The sequence below is a fragment of the Dokdonia sp. Asnod1-B02 genome (genome assembly GCF_045063955.1).
GTDB lineage: Bacteria > Bacteroidota > Bacteroidia > Flavobacteriales > Flavobacteriaceae > Dokdonia.
The window spans coordinates 467,339-485,941 of the sequence record NZ_JBEFNW010000002.1; the positions used below are offsets into that span (position 1 = coordinate 467,339).

The window sequence follows — 18,603 nt, forward strand, 5'->3', positions numbered from 1 at the left end:
TATAATTTCTGTACTTTTGGCTACTTAAATACATAATTATTTGAGTTCTCTTAAAAGCCTTTTCAAACACACCTTTGTGTATGGTCTCGCGACGGTATTACCGCGCGTACTTACGGCTCTACTCACACGTCTCTATACTGGATATTTGCCAGATAAGGAGGCTTTTGGAGAAGTGACTATCGTATTTTCTTATGTGATGATACTCAACGTGCTTCTTACCTACGGGATGGAAACCGCTTTTTTTAGATTTTTTAATGATGATAAGTATAGTGCTAAGACGCTATCTACATCCCTTATAGCCTTACTGGTTTCTACAGTTGCATTCACAATTATAGCATTTTTGGGTATTGATACGCTATCTCAAATATCCGACGTTCCTGCTGTATACTGGCGATGGGTGATACTAATCATTGCATTTGATACGCTTACCGTAATCCCTTTTGCATATATGAGAGCGCAAAAGAAGTCTGGAACATATGCATTTATAAAATTACTCAATGTTGTAATCTCAACAGGACTCTCTGTAATATTACTAGTATGGCTACCTGGTTTAGATAGTGTTTCTAGTTGGTTGCCTTCAGATAAGATAGAGCTCGTTTTCATAGCGCTTTGTTTACCAAGTGTTCTCACTTTTTTAATTGTAATCAAGCCATATTTTGTAAAGTGGTCTTTTGATATAGATTTGTGGAAGAAGATGGTTACGTATGGAACACCTGTTTTACTGGCAGGCTTAGCTTTTACGATCAATGAATCTTTTGATAAGATTCTATTAGAAAAAATACTACCAGAAGACATTGCCAAAGGGGAAGTGGCTATTTACGGCGCCTGCTATAAATTATCTATTGGTATGACACTGTTTGCTACTGCATTTAGAATAGGGATTGAACCTTTCTTTTTTAGCGAAGCAAAAAATGAAAATGCACAAGTCATGTATGCTCAGATTACAAAGGCATTCGTAGTCTTAGGCTCTATTGCATTATTTGCTTATGTGGTCCTCGTAGACGTTGTAAAAGTGATTTTGTTAGATGGAGAAGAATATTGGGAAGGCATGTACATCGTGCCACTCATTCTCGTAGCATACCTGTTTTTTGGAATTTATCAAACGCTATCCGTATGGTATAAAGTGACAGATAAAACTCGATATGGTGCATACATTTCTGTAGGCGGTGCCATTCTCACTATCGTTATAAATGTAACGTTGATACCTAGAATAGGATATCTCGCCAGTGCTATTGCTACCTGTAGTGCTTATGGATTAATGGTGGTTGTATCTTATCTCATGGGACGCAAACATTTAGCAGTTCCTTATGATGTAAAAAATATACTTTTGTACCTAGTCATGAGTATTACATTTTCTTGCGTTTTCTTTTATGGTTTTAGAGATTATTTTGGTGTTGGGAGCTTGCCATTGTATCTTGTAGGAGTCGGTATGATTGTAGTTTTAATAGGCTTTATTAGCTTTCGCGAAAAAGAGCTTTTATTAAGGTTATTGAAAAGAAAATAAAGTCAACTCATAGTTTAATAAAAACACCGCAGACGCGGAATTGAAATAGATTATAATGAAGATTAAAGTAATTAATAAAAGTGCACACGCACTTCCTCACTATGAAACCATTGCTAGTGCAGGAATGGATTTACGTGCAAATATCACAGAGTCAATCACGATAGGTTCATTAGAAAGAGCCATTGTTCCTACCGGAATATTTATGGAACTTCCTATAGGTGTTGAGGCACAGGTAAGACCACGTAGCGGACTAGCAGCCAAAAAAGGAATCACCGTACTCAATGCTCCAGGAACCATAGATGCAGATTATAGAGGAGAAGTAGGAGTAATTCTTGTAAACCTTTCTAATGAGCCGTTTACAATTGAAAATGGCGAGCGCATTGCACAAATGGTCATTGCAAAGCATGAGCAAGGACAATGGGAAGAAGTAACAGAACTTTCAACTACAGATCGTGGTGAAGGCGGTTTTGGGAGTACAGGAGTTAAGTAAATTTATGCGTAGGTAAGAATTGCTCTCTCTAAAAGCAATAAGTATTAAATTCCATGTAAATGGAATAAATAAAGATTTATAAAAGATGAAGATAATAGTACCAATGGCCGGACTCGGCTCGAGATTAAGACCACATAGTTTAACAATACCTAAACCACTAATTCCTGTTGCAGGAGCACCTATTGTGCATCGTTTAGTGCGTGATATTGCAAAAATTTTAAAGCAACCAGTAGACGAGATTGCTTTTATACTTGGTGATCCTACATTTTTTGGAGATGCTGTAATTGCACAACTTGAGGAACTTGCACAAAGCCTTGGTGCAAAAGCATCTATTTATCGTCAGGGAGCGCCATTAGGAACTGGTCACGCAATCATGAGTGCAGAGCCTTCTTTAACCGGTCCTGCGGTAATCGCATATGCAGATGCACTAATACGAGCAGATCTGGAGCTAGATCCAGAGGCAGATAGTGTTATATGGACTAAGAAAGTCCCTAATCCTGAGGCTTACGGAGTTGTAAAACTTAATGACAAAGAAGAAATTGTAGAGCTTGTAGAGAAGTCAGAAACATTTGTATCTGATCAAGCCGTTATAGGGATATATTATTTTAAGGATGTAGCCGTTCTTAAAGAGAAGCTTCAAGAAGTGTTAGATGAAAATCTAATGAATGGAGGTGAATACCAGATTAACGATGGTATAAAGAAAATGATGGCCGAAGGGCGTATTTTCAAAACGGGAACCGTTACAGAGTGGATGGATTGTGGTAATAAAGAAGTAGCTATAGATACTAATTCTAAGATGTTACAGTTCTTACACGATGAAAAAGAAGAGCAACTAATTGCAGACTCTGTGGTAAATGAGAACTCAACTATTATTGAACCTTGTTTTATAGGTGAAAACGTAGTTCTTAAAAATTGTACTATAGGTCCGGGTGTTGCGATAGGAGCTGGCACAACTATTGAAGATAGTACCATAAGCCATAGCTTAATCCAGCAAGATAGTGTTATAAAAAACGCACAGTGGACAGAAGCCATGATAGGTAACAAAGTACAGTATAATGGAGAACACACGCGTGTAAGTCTTGGAGACTACACAGTGATGAAATAATATAAAGTGATGAACAAAGGGATTTACATACTCATATTTACCGTGTTTTTTACGCTTTCGCGAAAGCGTATGAACGCACAGCAACCGCAAGAGGTAACACCTTTTGCAGATGAGAATGTGGATGACTTAGGTGATGTGTCAGATGCTTTTCAAACAGCTTTTTTTGAAGCCCTTAAGCAAAAGGGGATTGAAAATTATGAACGCGCCATCACATCATTAAATAAGTGTATCGCTGTAGAACCTGAGCTTGCCATATTATATTTTGAAAGAGGGAAAAACCAAGTATTTCTCAAAAACTATGATGAGGCTGCCTCAGATTTTAATACGTACTTAGATATCAAACCTAATGATGTAGATGTTTTAGAGGCACTATATGAAGTTCATTTCCAGCAGCAAGATTATGAGGCTGCAGCTACCACAGTAAAAAAGCTAATAGGTTTTGATGTGCAGTACAAGGAAGATCTTGCACGCATCTATACAAGTACGAAGCAATACGAAGAAGCACTTGACCTCATTGAAGAGCTAGATGACGAGATAGGAAGTGACATATATCGAGATCGATTAAAGAGCAAATTATATGCGCTTTCTGGTAATACGAATAGACAGGTAAAGGAGATAGAAAAAAATATTGCTTCTAATCCAAAGAGCGAGGCAGAGTACCTCAAACTTATATTACTGTACAGTGAGCAAGGCGACACACAAAAGGCATACGAAACAGCACTTGAGCTACAAAAGGTTAATCCTTATGCAGACGAAGTTCACTTAGCGTTATACAAGTTCAACCTTAATGATGGGAAGATAGATGAAGCAATTGCTTCTATGCAAAAGGTACTTGAGAGTACGCGTATGAGTCCGCCAGCAAAGCATCGCGTGCTTAATGATTTTGTGCTTTTTGTAAATAGAAATCCTAAGTACGAGCCGGAGCTAGAGCAAGCTATTGCAATTTTTGACACGCAAGTAGCTGATGCAAATATTTATCAAGAGCTAGCTACCTATTACATTCAAAAAGGAAATAAAGCGAAGGCATTGCCATACCTTATTAAGGCGTTAGATAGTGAGCCAGAAAATCTCGAACTTATAAAAAACACAAGTTTATTATTGCTAGACGCAGGTGATTTTGAAAAAGTAGAAGATGTAGTGGCAGATGGTCTTGATTTATATCCATCGCAGCCGTTATTGTATCTTACTTATGGCGTGGCATTAAATAAACAAGGTAAGTTCAAAGCTGCTATTGATCAGCTGGAACTTGGTGTAGATTATATTATTGAAGATTTGATTATGGAGATGGACTTTTACAAGCAACTAGGTGATGCACACACTGGTGATGGAGATGCTACAAAAGCAACTCGTTATTACAGCAAAGTAAAAGAACTTAAAGCACAAGGAAATTAATGAAGAAGCTAGGCTACATATTATTAGTAATAGTGCTCGCAAGTTGCGGTGGTGCAAAGAAAGTTACTACAACAGAGACAGTAGAAGATATTTCTTCTAAGCGTCTTGTAAAGGAATATTATAATAATGCGATAGATTTTACAACTTTTGACGCTCGTACAAAAATTAAGTACAGAGATAAAAAAGGAACAAAGCCTACAGTTACTCTTACTATCCGTATTGAAAAGGATAAACAAATCTGGATGAATGCATCTTTGATAGGCTTTTCTGGTGCTCGTGCTTTAATAACTCCACAAAAGGTGCAGTTTTATGATAAGCTCAACAATCAATACTTTGACGGTGACTTTGCATTTTTAAGTCAATATCTCGGTGTAGAAATAGACTTTTTCCAACTGCAACGTTTACTCACTGGGCAAACTGTTTATGATTTGAGAGAAGGGAAGTATACATTTAAGGAAACTCAAAATGGCTACGAGGTTACCCCAAGAAAGCAACTTGATGAAGTGAATTTATTCTTTGGGATTAATACTCAAAATTTTGTTACTCAAGAACAACGTATAGAGCAAAAGGATAATGGAGGATCACTTGATATTGCATATGGTGATTATAAAGAAGTAGGAAATAAGATCTTTCCTTACTTGCTAGATATCCTTGCAGATGATGGTAAGAACCAGTCTCAAGTGCAAATAGAGTATCGCGATATAGATTTAAACGGAGAGGTACGCATGCCATTTTCTATTCCTTCTGGATACCAAGAAATCAAGCTCAATGCAAAAAAGTAAGTTAGCATACATCTTTATTGTAAGCTGTTTCTTGACGTTATTTATGTCACAAGCAGCCCTTGGGCAGTCTGCAAAGCAAAGACAGCTAGAACAGCGCAGAGAGGCTCTTAAAAAGGAAATGCAACAGTTGCAACGCTTGCGCGAAACAAATAAAAAGAAAGAGGTTTCCATCCTCACACAAGTAGAAGACCTTGACACAAAAATTAGACTTAGGTCAGATCTTATCAAGGTCACTAATAGTCAGGCTAATTTACTTACTCGGGAGATTAATGAGAACCTCGAGAAAATGGAAAACCTACGCAAGGAACTTACCATACTCAAAGATGATTATAGTGATATGATTCGTAAGTCTTATAAGAGTAAGAGCGGTCAAAGTAAGATTATGTTCCTCTTATCTAGTGAGAGCTTCAAGCAAGCATATAAGCGTACGCAATACATGAAGCAGTATGCAAATTACCGCAAGAAGCAAGGCTTGCAGATTAAGGAGCGCACCACACTCATTCAAGAAACAAATAAGAAGCTAGTTAAACAAAAAGGTGATAAGGAAGCCCTTATTGCAGAGAATCGTATAGCTAGACGAGAGCTTGATAAAGAGAAAGAACGTCAAGATGAACTTGTAAAAGAGATTCGTAAAAAATCCAGTAGCTACATAGCTCAGATTAAAACGAAACAACAAGAGGCAGATCGTATAGATAGACAAATAGATAAACTCATTGCAGATGCTATTGCAGCGAGTAATAAGAAAGCTGGAAAGTCGGCTAGCAGTAAGACATTTGCAATGACTCCTGCAGAGGTTGCACTAGCCAAAGAGTTTTCTGGAAACAAAGGAAGATTAATATGGCCAGTAGTGCGAGGTAGAGTCACTCGTCGCTTTGGTAAATCTGCACACCCTACGCTTCCTGGTATTACACTTACTAATAGCGGTGTAGATATTGAGACAGAACCAGACGCAGCTGTGAGAGCTGTATTTGCAGGAGAGGTTACTCAAATACAAGATATGCAAGGAGGTGCTATCACTGTTTTTATACGTCATGGAGATTATCTCACTGTCTATACAAACCTTAAGAGTATCAAGGTAAAGCAGGGCGACCAAGTTTCTTTTAAACAAGAGATAGGTCAAGTCACGCGCAATGCCTTCAGCGGTAAGAGTGTTCTTAAATTTTCGGTGCGTAAAAACACTTCAAAGCTCAACCCATCAGACTGGGTACTTAATATGTAATCCTTTTTTTACGCTTTCGCGAAAGCGTAACACTTATTACTATTTGGCATTTACCTAGCTTATTTTGTAATAAGCTTAACACAAGAGTGTTAGGCATGGTGTAATTTTAGGGTATGAGACATTATATCTACCTACTCTTCTTATGTGTCACCTCGTTTATGAGCGCTCAAGCAACCCCAGCCTCTGGAGAATCATTTTTAAATATTAAGGCTGTAGGAGCTATAGCTAATAATGTGGGAGAACTCAACAAGGAATTTTATGATCAAACACGTACGCTATTTGTGGGCGCCTCTGTAGGTTATAAATCCATGATACAAATGGGTATATCAAGATCAAGAGTAGGCAATGATGAAGTGCTTGAGTTTCCGCTTATTTTTAGATATCAGGCTACAAAGGGTATAAGCACTTATATGGGATTACAAGGACAAGTGGTGAGAGGACTTAATACTAATGGGGCGATGTTTACAGAACTTTCTCCTACCATGGGAGTTGATGTACAATTTACACCAGAGTGGGATGCAGGCATTCAGTTTTTTACACCTGTATATAAAAATGATGCAGCTCCTGCACTTAACTACGAGTTGTCACATCCTATAAAATTAAGAACGGGTATTAAGTTCTAGTCTAAGCACTCTTAGTAATGTAAGTTTTAGGATAACCATAACACTTTTTAATACTCTCTTATTACAATAAAGCGCTCATTAAAAGTAATTTAGTAGTGAACTTAAAAAGAGAAGATTATGAACAGCACAGAACTAGAAGGAAAGTGGAATCAAGTAAAAGGAGATTTTAAACAGAAATACGGAAAGCACTTTGACGACGACGAGACATTTGCAGATGGAAAATTTGATGAAGTTGTAGGTCGTATCCAAGAAAAAACTGGAAAAACCAAAGAAGCTATTAAAGAAGAAGTAGAAAAGTGGTAACCACCACAAGCATAAAAAAAGCCTCCAATAGGAGGCTTTTTTGTGTTATATAAATAAAGCTTTAAGCTCTGTTGCGTCTTCTGGTTTCATCTTACCAGCAAGCACAAGCGATAGTTGCTTACGTCGCAGTGCGGCGTCATATCGTTTCTTCTCAAGATCAGACTCTGGAGTTACCTGTGGTACTAAAACTGGGATTCCTTGTTCATCTACGGCAACAAAGGTATAGATTGCTTCATTAGCCTGCGATTTTAAGCCGCTCTCACGGTCTTCTATCCACACATCAATCACTATCTCCATAGAGGTTCTAAAAGCGCGAGAAATCTTTGCTTCTACAGTTACTACACTTCCTAGAGGAACCATGCGGTTAAAGGCTACGTGGTTTACAGATGCAGTTACTACTATACGACGAGAGTGTCGTCTTGCAGCAATACTTGCAGCTCTATCCATACGAGCGAGTAACTCACCTCCAAAGAGATTACCCAAAGGGTTAGTCTCACTAGGGAGTACTAAATCTGTTAGTGTTGTTTTTGAATCAGTAGGCGTACGTGCTTGCATTACATTTCAATTTTGGCGCAAAGGTACGTCAAACTCGAAAGGTTAAAAATGAAAATCTAATAAAGGATTATTCCATTTCTTGCACAAGAAGCCACGCTTCCTTATTATCTGTACTGCGTATAGACTTTAATGCGGCAAGAGCTTCTTGAGAGTCTGTATAGCTTCCATACACTACTTGATGAAGGCCATATTTATTAGTTCCTATCTTGCGAGCCTTAAAACCTTGTTCTGTAAGTTGGTCCACACGTGTTTGTGCATTTTCTTCCATACGGAAAGCTCCTGCAACAATATGATAGCTCCCTACAGGCTTCGTAAGTGATAGCTTAATCGCTGGTAGCGGATTAGGTATCTCAAAAGTAGCTTCTTGAATTTTATCTTCTAGTTGCTCTTTTGCCTCTTGATGAGAAACATAGTTATGCTGCTCTACATCTTTTACATAGTTAAATCCTACAGCGCCTATAAGGCCAAAAGCTATTACAGCTGCAGCTGCATACTTCATCCACGAGCTCGTTGCCTTGCGTTCTGGAGTAAAAGCTATAGGAGTTGTGCTTTCTAGAGCAGTAACTTCTTCTTTGTATACTTCTCTTAAAATCTCTGGAGAGGTAAATGAAGAAAGACCAAAAGAATCTGTAAGATAATTAAGGTGGTATGATGGCTCAAACTGTAACCTGCTTTCTGTGTCTAGAGAAAGAGTACCTATGTTTGATAGTGTTTGTGCTTCTCCCTTGCGAAGACTGTCAAAAAGAAAACGCACGTATGTTTTAATACGAGTACTCGCTTCCTCATGAGGGATCATCTCAGTTTTAGAAATATAATTTGCTAGCAATCCATCGCTATCTGTAAGTTGCGCGTTAAAAGAAAGTTTCTTCTTAGGCGGGTAGAAGGCATGGGTTGTTGAGTGAATCTGTGCACTCTGGATTTGAGTCAAAAACGCCCCAAAACCAGGTAATATCACACATTCATATCTATATAATAAATCGCTTATGTACTGATCTAACTGCATAATTCAAAATTAATCAAAATGCACAACCCTCCAAGATTTAGTGATTTATTTTATTAACAGATATAATAGTTGTTACTTAGATGTCTTAAAATCAACAGTTAATGTCCGAAAAAGAATTGCTTTCCTTGCTTACATTACAACATACTCCTAATCTAGGTGATGGTACCATCAAGAAATTAATACAACAATTTGGGAGTGCAGAGGAGGTACTAAAACAGCCTAAAACCACGCTTCTCAAAATAGATGGTATAGGAAATCATAAACTTAGTGCCTTTGGTGAGGAGGAGTATTACGCTTTCGCGAAAGAAGAACTTTCATTTATTCAGTCTAATGATATTAAGGCAACTACCTACACGGACCCAGACTATCCACAGCGGTTGAAATATTGTATAGATGGACCAGTTGTGCTCTTTTCTAGAGGAAATATTAACTGGAATAATCCGCGCATCATTAGTATTGTTGGAACTCGTAAAATCACTACTTATGGTGAACATTTCTTAAAAAAGTTTATAAAAGAGATAGCTCCGCTTAATCCGCTTATTGTCTCTGGTTTTGCATATGGTGTAGATATTACAGCACATAAAGCGTGTATTGACCACGGTTTACAAAACATAGGCGTACTTGCTCACGGCCTTAATCAAGTGTATCCTAAAGTACATAGTAAGTATATGAGCGGAGTAGAGGCAAACGGTGGTTTTGTTACAGATTTCTGGAGTCGTAGTAGTTTTGTGCATACTAACTTCTTGCAGCGCAACCGGATTATAGCGGGCCTCTCTGAGGCTACTATTGTGATTGAATCTGCAGAGAAAGGAGGATCACTTGTAACGGCAGATTTTGCAAATGGCTACAATCGCGATGTATTTGCAGTACCTGGTCGAGCAGACGATAAGCAAAGTTTAGGATGTAATAATCTCATTAAACAACAACGAGCAAATCTCATGACAAGCGCAGCCGACCTTGTGTATATTCTCAACTGGAAACTAGAAGAAAAGCAGCAGCCAGCCATTCAAAAACAACTTTTTGTAGAACTCACAGAAGAAGAAAAGGTAGTGTGGCGATTCCTTAACGAGAATGGTAAAGAGCTTATGGATATTATTGCTCTCAACTGCAAGCTACCCACCTTTAAAATCGCGAGTATATTATTGCAAATGGAACTTAAAGGAGTGGTAAGACCTTTACCTGGGAAGTTGTTTGAGTTGACGTAATCTTTAAAATATTTTGAGAGGTTTGGTTATGAGTTAGTTGCTCTCATCGTAAGTGAATACTTTATATATAATGCACTTTTATGAGGTTGAGAACATTTTCGCGAAAGAGAAATTAAAACATAATAAACTAATAATTAGATAGTTATATTTTTGGCACGCCGTTTGAATACTGTTAAGGGAATTAAAAAACGAACAGTATGAAAACGATCAAAAAATTATTTGCAGTAGCGCTTATCGCAGCCCTATTTACTTCTTGTTATACAGAAGAGATCGTAGTAGTAGATCCTTATGTTGAAGTAGATAATGGACCTTCACTTAACCAAGTGTTAAGTCAGTATGAAATATTTTATGTAGATATCGATGCCTCCTCTGGTAATCTTACCGTACCATTTTTACAAAAGGCATTTACAGTATCCTTTAGAAACGGAACCATCTTTGCAAACAATAACTTGTCTGGTTTAGGTCAGAATGGTGCAGGATTTGGTATTGATGTGGGAGCATATGACACTTTTGGGTATGAGCTAGATGCTTATCATGATCTAGATGGAGATTATTCTTTTGATGTACGTGTATTATCTAGCAATGAGATAGAGTTATTTCACCCGTCTACAGGAGCAGTATATATTCTAGTAGGATACCAAAGAAGCACTTTTGACTATGACTTGGTTTTCTATAACAATATCCACTACTTCTTACAAGAATTTGAAGCTTGGGAAAAAATATATACTAGTGAAGAAGGAGCAATAAACCCATTTGATAATGAGAATTTCTTACAGTTTCTACCTGCGGGACAGTCTGGAAACTTTAGAAGCTCTGAAGATGGAAACGGAACATCTACAAATAACATTTTTTGGGACTATGATGGAATCTATGATGTTAATGATGTGCCTGGAGATTTCTACTTGAAGACTTTAACATTAGATTATAATTTTCCAGACAATGAGTTCTTTGACCTTACCGTTATTGATGATGAAACGATAGAGCTGTATCAAGTAAATACGGGAACTACTTACCAGTTTAGAGGTAGAGGGTATATCCAGTTTAGAACAGCAACAGATGGAAAGAGTAAAAATGCGCCGAAACTTCGTAAGAAAACGGCAGACATTAAAGCAGAAATAAAAGCGCTTACCGCAAAGAAAGCAGCAGCGCTTAAAAAGTAATAATCACTGCACTAGCCACGGCAGTGTGATTCAAGAATTTTTGGTTGGTTATTTAGTTGGAGAATCCTTACCTAAGTGTTACTTAGTGTGAGGATTCTCTTTTTTTGGAAAGTGGCTCATGTGAATGAGATTCTACAAAAACATAGATGATCTGCTTAAATGTTAGGTAAGGGTTAATATACGTTGAGATTTACTAAAGTCATCATAACAATAGATTGATAACTCTAGCTTTTTTGTAACTTCCGTACTCAATAAAAACACTAACTAAATATTATAACTATGGGATTATTTTCATTCATTAAAAATGCAGGAGCAAAAGTTTTTGGAATAGGAAAAACAGATGCAGAAGAAGCAGCAGAAAAAGCAGCAGTAGCCGAAGAAAAAATTGCAATGGCAAATGCTAAAGCAGCAAGTAACATGGCAGAAACAATTAATGACTTAGGTCTTGATGTTGATAACCTTGATATCTCAATAGATGGAGATGTTGCTGTAGTTACTGGAAGCGCAAACGATCAAGCAACTAAAGAAAAGGTAATCCTTGTAGTAGGAAACTCTACAGGTATTGCAACGGTAGATGATAGACTTACGGTAGAGAATCCAGAGCCAGAAGCTCGTTTCTACACAGTAGTAAGCGGAGATTCTTTAAGCAAGATCTCAAAAGCGATGTACGGAGACCCAATGAAGTATCCACAAATTTTTGAAGCAAACAAACCAATGCTTAAGGATGTAGATAAGATTTATCCAGGTCAAGTATTACGTATTCCTCACTTAGAGAAATAAAAGAAAGCGCTCAAGCGCGATTATAGACTAATTAAAAGAACAAATATGAAAGACGATAGTCTGGAATGTTTGTTCTTTTTTTGTTTGTAGTAATTAAGATAGCTGACTAAAAACCTCTAAAACTTCTTTAGAAAGTTTCATTAAGAAAAATAGCCAGAAAATAACTGATATAATTGCAAAAACGCGAGCCTTAGCGAGCTTAGGGCTTTGAGGTTCCTTTCTAGCTTTGAGATATTTGATGATAGTAAGTATACTAGATGCAATAAATAAGGCAACCGTAAATCCCAAGAGAAAATCAGGTAAATCATTATCTGAAGCTTTTACACGTTGTAAAGCGAGGTGTACAAGAAATGAAATAACCATCAACATACCGTAGTAGGTAGCCTCTTTGCTATTTTGATGTGTCAAATCCCGTTTAGACATACAATTATGACCTATTTGTAAAAGTTCATTTGATCGATGTAAGTATGAACCTCAGGGGGTAATAAGGGTCTTATATTTTTACCATCCTTAATAGCTTTACGAATCATTGTAGAAGAAATTTCCATAATAGGAGCGTCTACTTTGTGAATCTTTGAGTGGTTGTCAAACTGTGTTTCAACTGTGCCTTCAGAGATTCTAGGATATACATATATGTCGTGACGTTCAAGAATAACCTCATAGTTTTTCCATTTATGAAGACTTTTAAGATTGTCTTCTCCCATGATTAAGCAAAACTCATGCTGAGGATACTTTTCTTCTAGATGAGCTAGTGTGTATACTGTATAGTTAGGTTGTGGTAAATTGAACTCAATATTGCTTGGCTCTATTTTATCATAGGTTTCAAGAGCTTCTAAGACCATCTGATAACGATGATTGTTGTCTAGTAAGCTACTCTTTTTCTTAAATGGATTGTGCGGTGTGATGACCATCCAGATTTTGTCTAGGTCGCTATACTCTGCCATGTGATTTGCAATCGCAAGATGCCCTATGTGAATAGGGTTAAATGTTCCGAAGTAGAGACCTATTTTCAATGAAGTAGTATTTAAAATTATTTCTTATGGAGAGGATTTGCATCAAAAGAAATACCCTCCCAGCCGTGCTGCATGAAGTTTCTAATGTTTTGGTGATCTGTACCCTCTGGGTTTTGTAGTACATCTTCTCTGTAATATGCGCCAAAACAGTGTAGTGTGTCACTTTTATTCAATCCTTGGTCTTTTGCAAAACCGAATAACTTGCAAGAGCCATTGTTTTCACCGCTATCATTACGAATGTTTCCGTTTGTAAAGGAGCTAGGCGTAAAAGTATATAGAGATTCTATAACCTCCATGGTATCGGTAAATCGAATATCACTAGGTGTGGTAGCAAGTTTGGTTTTAAAATCTTGTAATGTCATTGAGCTATTATTTTACAAAATCGGTAACAAGTGTGACCGCCTCTTTAAGAGCTTTTTCTAGATTGTCATTAAGAATGATATGATCAAACTGTGGTGCCGTAGCGAGCTCTACAGAAGCTTTTGCGATACGCATGTTAATCTTATCCTCACTCTCTGTGCTACGCTTCTTAAGGCGTATTTTAAGCTCGTCTACACTAGGTGGTTTTACAAACACAGCAAGTGTCTTATCTGGAAATTTCTTTTTGATACGTAAACCTCCCACAACATCAATATCAAAAATCACATGTTTGCCCATGGCCCAGATACGTTGTACCTCGCTCCACAGTGTTCCATAAAAGTTATCGCGGTATACTTCTTCCCACTCTAGAAAGTCGTCTGCCTTGATGTGATTTTTAAATTCTTTGAGATCTATGAAATAATAGTCCTTCCCATTCTTTTCTTCTCCACGAGACTCACGGCTCGTTGCAGAGATACTAAACTCAAGGTTTAATTCTTCTTGTGCTAGAAGGTGTCTCACTATCGTAGTTTTTCCGCTTCCTGAAGGTGCCGAAAATACGATGAGCTTTCCTTGATGTTCACTATTATTATCTTCTGGTTGCTTTGCCATTAGAGTACATTTAAAACTTGCTCCTTTATTTTTTCTAGTTCGTCCTTCATTTGCACTACTAGCTGCTGCATAGGTGCATAGTTAGACTTAGATCCTACTGTATTAATCTCGCGACCTATTTCTTGACCTATAAAGCCAAGTTTCTTACCGTTAGAATCATCAGATTCTAGCGCTTCTGTAAAGTAATCTAGGTGATTTTTTAAGCGAACTTTTTCCTCAGTAATGTCATATTTCTCTAGGTAATAGATAAGCTCTTGCTCAAAGCGATTCTCATCTACATTTACTTTAAGATCAGAAACAGCTTTCTCAAGCCTTACTTTTACATCACTCAGTCTATCTACATCAAGTACAATAACCTCTTCCAGCAAGCGCTGTAGGTTTGCAATACGTAGTTCAAACTCCGTTTTAAGAGAATTCCCTTCATCTAGACGGTACTTGTTTATTTCCTTAAGTGCTTCCTCTAGATTTGATACAATCGATGTGTACTCATTTTCATCTAGTTCCTCACGTTCTGTTTTAAGAGCATCTGGTAGGCGCATTGCCATTTTAAGAAGTTCTGTCTCGCTAGGATTACCACTCACAGCATCAGAGAGCTGAGCCATATAAGCGTTTACCACCGTTCCATTAATAACTGTATTGGTGTTTTCTCCAGTACTTTCTACATAAAGACCTACATCAATCTTGCCGCGTTCTAGTGCTTTTGCAACCATATTGCGCAGGGCAAGTTCTTTCTCACGATAGGTAGAAGGTATACGAGCATTGAGATCTAGATTTTTGCTATTAAGCGATTTGATCTCTATTGTAATTTTTTTTCCAGGAAGTTGTAGTACACTTTTCCCAAAACCAGTCATCGATTTTATCATTCGGCAAAGATAAAGGTTCAGTTATTAATTATGAATGGGGTTTGTACGCTTTCGCGAAAGCATAGTTGTATTCCTATAATCTTGTAATTAAGAGTATTTAAGTCGTGCCTACATACAATCATTCAAGACGTTTAGTGAATGCAATCAAATTTTCGCGAAAGCGAGACAATGTTATTTTATTTTGTCAGTCATATATGAGCGCACCTGGTAATTTGCTAAAATCACATAAGCGATAAGCGCAACATAACCGCCGTATGCTGCATAAGGGCTTTCAAGAAAGAACAAACAGCTACAAATTGCAAAAAGTGCAATAGTACCGATGCCATATTTTTGAGCCAAAAACGAGTACGCACTATTCCAAGTGGCTTGATCTCTCATCCACCATTCTGGAGATTTTGCTAAGAATGAGTTACCCATTGACGGTGGGAAGTAACGCGTATTTATAAATAATGCTAGACTTATGAGTGCTGGCGCTAGTGTGGTAAGTATTGTAGGTAAGTCCATTAATTTAATTTACGTAACCAAATATTTCTATAACCTACACCGCTCATATCGCCATGATCTTGAAGTATGATTGGTCCATCTCCATGGGCATTGTTCTTAGGAAATCCTATATACTCTGTGCTTCCTTGTAATTCATAGTGATCTTGAACAAGCACACCATTGAGTAATACTGTGAGCGTACCTGCTTTTGTTCTTTTTCCTGCACTGTCAAATTCTGGCGCGTGAAAAACAATGTCATAAGTGTTCCACTCACCTGTAGGTTTTGCAGCCATCACGTCTGGAGCTTTTTGCTTGTAGATAGAGCCTACCATACCGTTTACGTAGGTGTCATTATCATTGTTATTTAATATTTGTACTTCGTATAAGCCTTGAAAAAACACACCACTATTACTTCTGTTTTGGTTAGTCTGTGTGTTGTTTGGATCACTGCGCCATTCCAAGTGTAATTGCACACTCCCGAAGTCCTCTTTGGTCACAATATCTCCCGTCTTATCTTTTACGGTCATACTCCCGTCTTGATTAATCGTCCACTTAGGAGCGCCGCCGTCGTTTTTACTTTTCCAAGCGTTAAGGTTTGTGCCGTCAAACAATACTACAGCATCACTAGGGATACCGGTCTGCCCGTTTATGGCCACCTTTGCAGGTTTTGGACCCCATACTTCTGTTTGTTCTGGTTTCGTTGGTTCATCACCCACATTTCCTGAGCCGCACGATGTAATGGTTAGTGCTGTTGCGATAATTCCTAAATGGTATAATTTCATAATCTATTTTTTTAAATAAAGGTTGTTTTTTAAAGTCCAAGTATCTTCTTCAACTGCTCTTTGTCGATATCCTCACCTGCAAAATCATCAAAGCGTTTTTGTGTAGCCTCAATAATATGTGAAGCGATAAATGGTGCACCTTCTCTAGCTCCTTGTTCAGGACTTTTTACACAACATTCCCACTCCATCACTGCCCAAACGTCACAACTGTATTCTGTGAGTTTTGTAAAAATGGTTTTAAAGTCAATCTGCCCGTCTCCAAGTGAACGGTATCGCCCAGCGCGATCTTGCCAGTCACTGTAACCGCCAAAAGTACCGCGCTTCCCATCTGGTTTAAACTCAGAATCTTTTACATGGAAGGCTTTTATAAACTCGTGATAGTGGTCTATGTATGCGATGTAATCTAGCTGCTGCAATACAAAGTGACTCGGGTCATATAAAATATTACAACGCTTGTGATTACCTGTAGCTTCTAGAAAACGTTCAAAAGTCACTCCGTCGTGAAGATCTTCACCAGGGTGAATCTCATAAGCCACATCTACACCACACTCATCATAAGTGTTGAGTATAGGTAACCATCGTTTTGCAAGTTCTTCAAACCCCATCTCAACAAGTCCTGCAGGACGTTGTGGCCAAGGGTGCATTGTATGCCAAAGTAACGAACCACTAAACGTCGCACTCACATCAAGACCTAGATGTTTACTTGCGTGTGCAGCGCTTATTACTTGCTTGCGAGCCCACTCCGTACGCTTCTTTGGGTTGTTTTTACAATCGTCTGGAGCAAAATTATCAAACATCAAGTCATAAGCAGGATGTACTGCAACCAGTTGCCCTTGTAGGTGTGTAGAGAGCTCTGTAATCTCTAAGCCGTAACTATTGATTTTTCCTTTGAGTTCATCACAATAGGTCTTGCTTTCTCCAGCTGTGGTAAGATCTATTAATCTGTTCTCCCAAGTTGGGATTTGTATTCCTTTATACCCAAGGTCTGCTGCCCATTTACATAATCCGTCTAGCGAATTAAAGGGTGCTTTGTCATCCATAAATTGGGCGAGAAATACTGCGGGTCCTTTTATTGTTTTCATTGGATATATTTTTTTTCATTCTCGCAAAGGTGAGAATCTTTTTAATTGTTGCTTTTTACGCTTTCGCGAAAGCGTTCTTATACTACTCTAGGTCTATCCACACATTCCCATCACGATGAGATTGTACGGCTTTCTCTATAAAGTTCATACCTCGCACACCATCTGTCATACCCGGAAACTCGCCTGAATTGTAGTCTTCTCCACGTATTGCCTTTGCAACACCTTTATAGATATTACCCATCGCGTCAAAAATACCTTCTGGATGTCCCGGAGGTAGTTTTGTGCCGTCTAGCGATAGCGCACTGTTATAAGCGTGGCCTGGTTTAAGCACGCGCATAGGTTGTCCATCTTCTAGTAAATAGAGATAATTAGGGTTTTCTTGCTCCCACTTGAGACCTGCTTTTGTACCATAAACAGCTACGGTAAAGTTGTTCTCCTCACCTGTTGCTATTTGACTAGATCGCAACACACCTTTTGTGTATTCATCTAGGCGTAGTAATACGGTGCCGTCTATATCCATCTCATTATCTGCATATAGATGGTTGAGGTCTGCAAGTACAGATTTGATTTTCTTACCAGTCACAAACTCTAGCATCTGGTAAGCGTGAACGCCTATATCACCAAGACAGCAAGAAATTCCAGATTTTTCAGGCATTAAACGCCAGGTGCTATTGCGCTGCTCCTTGTCATGTATGAGGGTATTAATCCAGCCTTGGTAATACTGAGCATCTACTTTCTGTATTTCGCCTAGTTCTTCATTTGCTATCATTTCCCTCATCTGGCGTACCATAGGATACCCAGTATAGGTGTGTGTGAGTCCAAAAACGTTGCCATTCTTCTTTTGGATAGCCTCAAGCTCCAGCGCCTCTGCGTGCGTCATGGTCATAGGCTTCTCACAAATCACGTTAAAGCCAGCTTCTAGAAGCTGCTTTGCCATCGGGAAGTGTAAAAAGTTAGGTGTAAGTATAGATACCACTTGCATGCGCTGGTCTACTGGGAGCGCGGTTTCCTTTTCTATAAGCTCCGTTAAATCTTTGTATATACGATCTGTCGGGATGCCTATTTGAGTAGCAAAGTCTTTGCTTATCTCTATATCTGGGTTAAAAGAACCACCTACTAGCTGGTATGCGTCAAACATACTTGCCGCCACGCGGTGTAACACACCTATTAAACTATCTCCGCCGCCACCTAAGACGCCCCATCTTATTTTATTGCTCATTGTGTTGTGTTTTTATTTGCCGATTTCCATTTCCCTGTCTTAAAGGGTGTGTAAATCGACTTTTTAGATTT

22 protein-coding genes are annotated in these 18,603 nt (G+C 38.3%); 11 read left to right on the plus strand and 11 right to left on the minus strand.

Going from position 1 to position 18,603, the window contains the following annotated elements; genetic code table 11:
* The first annotated feature begins 40 nt into the window (after positions 1-40).
* From ACJJVU_RS02085 to ACJJVU_RS02120, 8 genes are all read left to right on the plus strand, one after another.
* Positions 41-1,504, plus strand: a complete 1,464-nt coding sequence (locus tag ACJJVU_RS02085) for a lipopolysaccharide biosynthesis protein (RefSeq protein WP_405221749.1) — start codon at positions 41-43, stop codon at positions 1,502-1,504.
* A 55-nt stretch (positions 1,505-1,559) separates the two neighbouring features.
* Complete coding sequence (dut, locus tag ACJJVU_RS02090) at positions 1,560-1,994, plus strand: dUTP diphosphatase (RefSeq protein WP_405221752.1); 435 nt, start codon at positions 1,560-1,562, stop codon at positions 1,992-1,994.
* Between the two features lie 85 nt (positions 1,995-2,079).
* Complete coding sequence (locus tag ACJJVU_RS02095) at positions 2,080-3,099, plus strand: sugar phosphate nucleotidyltransferase (RefSeq protein ID WP_405221755.1); 1,020 nt, start codon at positions 2,080-2,082, stop codon at positions 3,097-3,099.
* A gap of 9 nt (positions 3,100-3,108) precedes the next feature.
* Positions 3,109-4,491, plus strand: a complete 1,383-nt coding sequence (locus ACJJVU_RS02100; protein ID WP_405221758.1) for a tetratricopeptide repeat protein — start codon at positions 3,109-3,111, stop codon at positions 4,489-4,491.
* Positions 4,491-5,273 carry a DUF4292 domain-containing protein gene (locus tag ACJJVU_RS02105; RefSeq protein ID WP_379952850.1) on the plus strand — a complete coding sequence of 261 codons (783 nt, stop codon included), beginning with the start codon at positions 4,491-4,493 and terminating at the stop codon, positions 5,271-5,273. Before ACJJVU_RS02100 ends, ACJJVU_RS02105 begins: the two co-directional genes overlap by 1 nt.
* On the plus strand, positions 5,260-6,492 hold the full coding sequence (locus ACJJVU_RS02110; protein WP_405221761.1) for a murein hydrolase activator EnvC family protein: 1,233 nt from the start codon (positions 5,260-5,262) through the stop codon (positions 6,490-6,492). Before ACJJVU_RS02105 ends, ACJJVU_RS02110 begins: the two co-directional genes overlap by 14 nt.
* Positions 6,493-6,605: 113 nt before the next feature.
* Positions 6,606-7,115 carry a hypothetical protein gene (locus tag ACJJVU_RS02115; RefSeq protein ID WP_405221764.1) on the plus strand — a complete coding sequence of 170 codons (510 nt, stop codon included), beginning with the start codon at positions 6,606-6,608 and terminating at the stop codon, positions 7,113-7,115.
* Between the two features lie 117 nt (positions 7,116-7,232).
* Positions 7,233-7,418 (plus strand): CsbD family protein, encoded by a 186-nt coding sequence (locus ACJJVU_RS02120; protein WP_013750728.1) that lies wholly within the window; start codon positions 7,233-7,235, stop codon positions 7,416-7,418.
* Between the two features lie 45 nt (positions 7,419-7,463).
* On the opposite strand, the gene ACJJVU_RS02125 is transcribed toward ACJJVU_RS02120, so the two are convergent.
* Together ACJJVU_RS02125 and ACJJVU_RS02130 are read right to left on the minus strand one after the other, a co-directional pair.
* A complete protein-coding gene (locus ACJJVU_RS02125) occupies positions 7,464-7,973 on the minus strand; it encodes an acyl-CoA thioesterase (RefSeq protein ID WP_108877412.1) in 510 nt (169 codons plus the stop codon).
* A 67-nt stretch (positions 7,974-8,040) separates the two neighbouring features.
* On the minus strand, positions 8,041-8,976 hold the full coding sequence (locus tag ACJJVU_RS02130; RefSeq protein ID WP_405221768.1) for an SPOR domain-containing protein: 936 nt from the start codon (positions 8,974-8,976) through the stop codon (positions 8,041-8,043).
* 101 nt (positions 8,977-9,077) lie between these two features.
* On the opposite strand from ACJJVU_RS02130, the gene dprA reads away from it, so the two are divergent.
* The 3 genes from dprA to lysM all read left to right on the plus strand — a co-directional run bounded on the left by dprA (position 9,078) and on the right by lysM (position 12,121).
* Entirely contained in the window at positions 9,078-10,181 is a 1,104-nt protein-coding gene (dprA, locus tag ACJJVU_RS02135) for a DNA-processing protein DprA (protein ID WP_405221771.1), read from the plus strand.
* Positions 10,182-10,378: 197 nt separating this feature from the next.
* Positions 10,379-11,341 (plus strand): nicotinic acid mononucleotide adenyltransferase, encoded by a 963-nt coding sequence (locus ACJJVU_RS02140; protein WP_405221774.1) that lies wholly within the window; start codon positions 10,379-10,381, stop codon positions 11,339-11,341.
* Between the two features lie 279 nt (positions 11,342-11,620).
* Complete coding sequence (gene lysM, locus ACJJVU_RS02145) at positions 11,621-12,121, plus strand: peptidoglycan-binding protein LysM (protein WP_405221777.1); 501 nt, start codon at positions 11,621-11,623, stop codon at positions 12,119-12,121.
* A 93-nt stretch (positions 12,122-12,214) separates the two neighbouring features.
* Here lysM and ACJJVU_RS02150 read toward each other — a convergent pair whose 3' ends face one another.
* From ACJJVU_RS02150 to ACJJVU_RS02190, 9 genes are all read right to left on the minus strand, one after another.
* Entirely contained in the window at positions 12,215-12,544 is a 330-nt protein-coding gene (locus ACJJVU_RS02150; protein WP_405221780.1) for a hypothetical protein, read from the minus strand.
* Between the two features lie 11 nt (positions 12,545-12,555).
* Complete coding sequence (gene nadD / locus ACJJVU_RS02155; RefSeq protein ID WP_108877405.1) at positions 12,556-13,134, minus strand: nicotinate (nicotinamide) nucleotide adenylyltransferase; 579 nt, start codon at positions 13,132-13,134, stop codon at positions 12,556-12,558.
* A 17-nt stretch (positions 13,135-13,151) separates the two neighbouring features.
* On the minus strand, positions 13,152-13,496 hold the full coding sequence (locus ACJJVU_RS02160) for a HopJ type III effector protein (RefSeq protein WP_405221783.1): 345 nt from the start codon (positions 13,494-13,496) through the stop codon (positions 13,152-13,154).
* A 7-nt stretch (positions 13,497-13,503) separates the two neighbouring features.
* On the minus strand, positions 13,504-14,103 hold the full coding sequence (gmk, locus tag ACJJVU_RS02165) for a guanylate kinase (protein WP_405221786.1): 600 nt from the start codon (positions 14,101-14,103) through the stop codon (positions 13,504-13,506).
* On the minus strand, positions 14,103-14,966 hold the full coding sequence (locus ACJJVU_RS02170) for a YicC/YloC family endoribonuclease (protein ID WP_298323531.1): 864 nt from the start codon (positions 14,964-14,966) through the stop codon (positions 14,103-14,105). Before ACJJVU_RS02170 ends, gmk begins: the two co-directional genes overlap by 1 nt.
* 171 nt (positions 14,967-15,137) lie before the next feature.
* Positions 15,138-15,470 (minus strand): hypothetical protein, encoded by a 333-nt coding sequence (locus ACJJVU_RS02175; protein WP_339846282.1) that lies wholly within the window; start codon positions 15,468-15,470, stop codon positions 15,138-15,140.
* Positions 15,470-16,231 carry a DUF1080 domain-containing protein gene (locus ACJJVU_RS02180; protein WP_405221791.1) on the minus strand — a complete coding sequence of 254 codons (762 nt, stop codon included), beginning with the start codon at positions 16,229-16,231 and terminating at the stop codon, positions 15,470-15,472. Before ACJJVU_RS02180 ends, ACJJVU_RS02175 begins: the two co-directional genes overlap by 1 nt.
* Before the next feature lie 29 nt (positions 16,232-16,260).
* On the minus strand, positions 16,261-17,313 hold the full coding sequence (locus tag ACJJVU_RS02185) for a sugar phosphate isomerase/epimerase family protein (protein ID WP_405221794.1): 1,053 nt from the start codon (positions 17,311-17,313) through the stop codon (positions 16,261-16,263).
* A gap of 82 nt (positions 17,314-17,395) precedes the next feature.
* The gene (locus ACJJVU_RS02190) at positions 17,396-18,532 is read right to left on the minus strand and encodes a Gfo/Idh/MocA family protein (RefSeq protein WP_405221797.1); all 1,137 of its coding nucleotides are present in this window, start codon (positions 18,530-18,532) and stop codon (positions 17,396-17,398) included.
* Positions 18,533-18,603 lie beyond the last annotated feature (71 nt).

Bases quoted from the DNA above. Each gene is read 5' to 3' on its own strand.
- ACJJVU_RS02115 (WP_405221764.1), top strand. From the start codon at position 6,606: ATGAGACATTATATCTACCTACTCTTCTTATGTGTCACCTCGTTTATG.
- ACJJVU_RS02185 (WP_405221794.1), bottom strand. From the start codon at position 17,313: ATGAAAACAATAAAAGGACCCGCAGTATTTCTCGCCCAATTTATGGAT.
- ACJJVU_RS02190 (WP_405221797.1), bottom strand. From the start codon at position 18,532: ATGAGCAATAAAATAAGATGGGGCGTCTTAGGTGGCGGCGGAGATAGT.
- ACJJVU_RS02110 (WP_405221761.1), top strand. From the start codon at position 5,260: ATGCAAAAAAGTAAGTTAGCATACATCTTTATTGTAAGCTGTTTCTTG.
- ACJJVU_RS02180 (WP_405221791.1), bottom strand. From the start codon at position 16,231: ATGAAATTATACCATTTAGGAATTATCGCAACAGCACTAACCATTACA.
- lysM (WP_405221777.1), top strand. From the start codon at position 11,621: ATGGGATTATTTTCATTCATTAAAAATGCAGGAGCAAAAGTTTTTGGA.
- ACJJVU_RS02100 (WP_405221758.1), top strand. From the start codon at position 3,109: ATGAACAAAGGGATTTACATACTCATATTTACCGTGTTTTTTACGCTT.
- ACJJVU_RS02160 (WP_405221783.1), bottom strand. From the start codon at position 13,496: ATGACATTACAAGATTTTAAAACCAAACTTGCTACCACACCTAGTGAT.
- ACJJVU_RS02170 (WP_298323531.1), bottom strand. From the start codon at position 14,966: ATGATAAAATCGATGACTGGTTTTGGGAAAAGTGTACTACAACTTCCT.
- ACJJVU_RS02095 (WP_405221755.1), top strand. From the start codon at position 2,080: ATGAAGATAATAGTACCAATGGCCGGACTCGGCTCGAGATTAAGACCA.
- dut (WP_405221752.1), top strand. From the start codon at position 1,560: ATGAAGATTAAAGTAATTAATAAAAGTGCACACGCACTTCCTCACTAT.
- ACJJVU_RS02150 (WP_405221780.1), bottom strand. From the start codon at position 12,544: ATGTCTAAACGGGATTTGACACATCAAAATAGCAAAGAGGCTACCTAC.
- ACJJVU_RS02175 (WP_339846282.1), bottom strand. From the start codon at position 15,470: ATGGACTTACCTACAATACTTACCACACTAGCGCCAGCACTCATAAGT.
- ACJJVU_RS02130 (WP_405221768.1), bottom strand. From the start codon at position 8,976: ATGCAGTTAGATCAGTACATAAGCGATTTATTATATAGATATGAATGT.
- dprA (WP_405221771.1), top strand. From the start codon at position 9,078: ATGTCCGAAAAAGAATTGCTTTCCTTGCTTACATTACAACATACTCCT.
- ACJJVU_RS02120 (WP_013750728.1), top strand. From the start codon at position 7,233: ATGAACAGCACAGAACTAGAAGGAAAGTGGAATCAAGTAAAAGGAGAT.
- ACJJVU_RS02125 (WP_108877412.1), bottom strand. From the start codon at position 7,973: ATGCAAGCACGTACGCCTACTGATTCAAAAACAACACTAACAGATTTA.
- ACJJVU_RS02105 (WP_379952850.1), top strand. From the start codon at position 4,491: ATGAAGAAGCTAGGCTACATATTATTAGTAATAGTGCTCGCAAGTTGC.
- ACJJVU_RS02140 (WP_405221774.1), top strand. From the start codon at position 10,379: ATGAAAACGATCAAAAAATTATTTGCAGTAGCGCTTATCGCAGCCCTA.
- gmk (WP_405221786.1), bottom strand. From the start codon at position 14,103: ATGGCAAAGCAACCAGAAGATAATAATAGTGAACATCAAGGAAAGCTC.